We start from the raw sequence: 1,695 nt of genomic DNA, 5'->3' as shown, positions 1-1,695 counted from the left end.
CCCTACACCCATTCCGGCGTGCTCGCCTCGGCTCTGGCCATGAACAAGGAGCAGGCCAAGCGGGTTGCCAAGTCGGTCGGCATCGTGGTCGCCGAATCGAAGGTCGCCAGCCGCTTCGCCATCCAGAGCAAGCATCCGATGAAGCCGCCCTATGTGGTCAAGCCGGTCAATGAGGGTTCGAGCTTCGGTGTCGTCATCGTGCATGAGGGCCAGTCGCATCCGCCGCAGGTGATCGGCTCGTCCGAGTGGAAATATGGCGATACCGTCATGGTTGAGCGCTACATCCACGGCAGGGAGCTGACCTGCGCGGTGATGGGCGATGTGGCGCTGGGGGTCTGCGAGATCATCCCGACCGGCCATTCCTTCTATGACTATGATTCAAAATATGTCGCCGGGGGATCAAAGCACGAATGCCCCGCAAAAGTTTCACCGAATATTTACCAAAAAATACAAACACTGGCGCTCAAGGCTCACCAAGCGATCGGCTGTCGCGGCGTTTCCCGTTCGGACTTCCGTTATGACGATCGTCATTCCGAAAACGGCGAGATTGTCTGGCTCGAGGTCAACACCCAGCCGGGTATGACGCCGACGTCCTTGGTGCCTGAAATCGCCGCCCAGGCTGGGCACTCGTTTGGCGATTTGTTGAGTTGGATGGTGGAGGACGCTTCGTGCCTGCGTTGAAATGGAGACAAGGTTGGGAGAGGGGCGCGGCGGGGCCGGCGCTGTTCGGCCTGCCATTGTCGTCGGGCCATTTCGTGCTGCCGCGCATGCTGCGCCGCCCGGTGCGCATTCTGGCGCGCCTGGGCGTCGGGGAATTCCAGGCGCCGCGCTTTTCCGCGGCCATGATGTCGGCCGTGCTGATTTTCTCGAGCAGTGCCTATGGCGCCTATCTCGGCGGTCATGTCGAGGGTATCGTGCAGAGCATCACCGCCCGTACCGGATTTGCCGTTGATCAGGTTAAGGTGGTCGGCAATCGCCAGACCTCGGAAATCGACATACTCGACAGGCTTGAGCTCGACGGTTGGACGTCGCTGATCGGCTTTAATGCCGAGGCCGCGCGGGAACGAATTGCGACATTGCCGTGGATCGAGGTTGCGGCCGTCCGCAAGGTCTACCCGCATACTCTGGAAGTGCGCGTCGAGGAGCGTGAGGCTTTCGCGCTCTGGCAGCAGGGTGACGCGCTTTCGGTCATCGAGAGGAATGGCGCCATAATCGCGCCGTTCTCGGGCGGCAAGCAGGTGCTCCTGCCGCTGCTGATCGGCACCGGCGCGCCGGCGAGCGCGCCCGATTTCCTGGCCAAGGTCGAAAAATATCCCGAACTCGCGAGCCGGATCAAAGGTTATGTCCGCGTCGGCGAGCGGCGCTGGGACCTGAAGCTGGACAATGGCATCACCATCAAGCTTCCCGAGGATGACGAGGAACAGGCGCTCGCCGAACTCGTCAAGATGGATCATGACAATGGCTTGCTGTCGCGCGACATCGCCGCCGTCGACATGCGCCTGACGGACCGGCTGGTCGTGCAGTTGACGGCGGAAGCGGCGACGCAGCGCGAAGCCGCCCTCAACGAGAAACCCAAGAGCCTGAAGCGGAAGCCGGAGACGAAGATATGAGCTGGCTTGGCGGTCCTGGCGATGCCGCGTCGCGCCGGTCCGGCACCCTGACGGTGCTGGATGTCGGTTCGAGCAAGGTCTGCTG

General features: G+C 62.1%; 2 protein-coding genes. Both read left to right on the top strand.

What is annotated here, in order from left to right:
* Positions 1–681: D-alanine--D-alanine ligase (locus EN750_RS33075; protein WP_145968148.1), on the top strand; the 681-nt coding region annotated here is incomplete at its 5' end.
* The gene (locus EN750_RS33070) at positions 669–1,610 is read left to right on the top strand and encodes a cell division protein FtsQ/DivIB (RefSeq protein ID WP_127399170.1); all 942 of its coding nucleotides are present in this window, start codon (positions 669–671) and stop codon (positions 1,608–1,610) included. The genes EN750_RS33075 and EN750_RS33070, both read left to right, overlap by 13 nt.
* Positions 1,611–1,695 lie beyond the last annotated feature (85 nt).

This window comes from Mesorhizobium sp. M7A.F.Ca.ET.027.03.2.1 (assembly GCF_003999175.1).
Taxonomy (GTDB): domain Bacteria; phylum Pseudomonadota; class Alphaproteobacteria; order Rhizobiales; family Rhizobiaceae; genus Mesorhizobium.
This window is presented reverse-complemented; position numbering and strand designations above follow the sequence as displayed.